The sequence below is a fragment of the Phytoactinopolyspora endophytica genome, assembly GCF_004138495.1.
In the GTDB taxonomy this organism is placed as follows: Bacteria; Actinomycetota; Actinomycetes; order Jiangellales; family Jiangellaceae; genus Phytoactinopolyspora; species Phytoactinopolyspora endophytica.
This window is the reverse complement of the sequence record NZ_ML142870.1, coordinates 78,408-79,658: the sequence shown is the minus strand read 5'-3', so window position 1 is coordinate 79,658 and position 1,251 is coordinate 78,408. Positions and strand designations below refer to the sequence as shown.

Here is a 1,251-nt window from a genome sequence, read left to right as displayed (position 1 = left end):
TCGCGCACGCGGACACCGGGCACCATGAGGGGTCGGGCCTGGGGCTGGCGATCGTGAGGGCGATCGCCGAGGCTCATCAGGGTCGGGCGACGGTGCGGAGCACGGTGGGCCATGGCAGTGTCTTCGCGATCGAACTACCGGTGACCAGCCTCGTATCGCTCGAATCCGATGAAACGACGGAGACGACACCATGAGCACCATCCTCATCGCCGAAGACGAGGCACGGATCGCCTCCTTCATCGAGAAAGGGCTGCGCGCCGCCGGCATGACGCCCACGGTCGTCGGCGATGGAAGAGCCGCCTACGACTACGCCATGACGGGCGGCTTCGACCTCGTGGTGCTCGACATCGGGCTGCCGATCATGGACGGCTTCACCGTGCTGCGGCAGCTGCGTGAGGCGCGCAACGACATTCCGGTCATCATCCTGACCGCCCGCGATTCGATCACCGATACTGTCGCGGGTCTGTCCGGCGGGGCGGATGACTACATGCCGAAACCGTTCCGGTTCGAGGAGCTCGTCGCACGCATCCGGCTGCGGCTGCGGGAGACGGACCGGGCGCCGGAAGCGACGGTTCTTCGGCACGGCGGTCTCTCGTTGGACTTGCGTTCACGGCGGGCGGACGTCGATGGCCGGAACGTGGAACTGTCGGCACGCGAGTTCGCTCTCGCCGAGACCTTCTTGCGGAATCCAGGGCAGGTACTCAGCCGTGAACAGTTGTTGAGCCGTGTCTGGGGTTACGACTTCGACCCAGGGTCCAACGTCGTCGACGTCTACGTGCGCTACCTGCGCCGCAAGCTCGGCGGCGAGCGGTTCGTGACGGTGCGCGGGGTCGGATATCGCCTGGCTGAATCCGACGACGAATAACCACTGCGACCACTCAGACGTGGGGTGCCCGCCATGTCGTGGCGGGCACCCCACGTCCGTCAGCCGTCACCTAGGCCTGCGGCCGTGTTACTCGGCGGAGTCCGGGAAGCTTGCGCTGTCCGGTGTATTGGGGCTGTCCGGAGTACTCGGAGTGTCGGGCGTATTCGGTGTGTTGGGGCTGTCCGGGGTGTTGGGGCTGTCGGGTGTGTTCGGGCTGTCGGGCGTGTCGGGGCTGTCGTCGGCCGTCGCCGAGCCCGCGTCGGCGCCGTCATCGGCCGTGTCCCCGGCCACAGAGCTGCCTGGGTTCTGGTCTGCCGGTGCGGTGTCGGAGGCCATAGCAGGTATGGCGACTGCCGATCCGGCGCCGAGGCCCAGCGCCGCCAATG

2 protein-coding genes and 1 pseudogene are annotated in these 1,251 nt (G+C 67.3%); 2 read left to right on the top strand and 1 reads right to left on the bottom strand.

Going from position 1 to position 1,251, the window contains the following annotated elements; all coding sequences use genetic code 11:
* The coding region (locus tag ELR45_RS39620; RefSeq protein WP_205857539.1) for an ATP-binding protein at positions 1 to 194 on the top strand (194 nt) is incomplete at its 5' end.
* Positions 191 to 865 (top strand): response regulator transcription factor, encoded by a 675-nt coding sequence (locus ELR45_RS29810; protein ID WP_129669532.1) that lies wholly within the window; start codon positions 191 to 193, stop codon positions 863 to 865. The genes ELR45_RS39620 and ELR45_RS29810, both read left to right, overlap by 4 nt.
* An 87-nt stretch (positions 866 to 952) precedes the next feature.
* Here the strand turns inward: ELR45_RS29810 and ELR45_RS36040 are convergent.
* A pseudogene (locus tag ELR45_RS36040) lies at positions 953 to 1,251 on the bottom strand (hypothetical protein); the annotation flags it as partial.

Coding starts and splice junctions, on each gene's coding strand:
- ELR45_RS29810 (WP_129669532.1), top strand. CDS start 191: ATGAGCACCATCCTCATCGCCGAAGACGAGGCACGGATCGCCTCCTTC.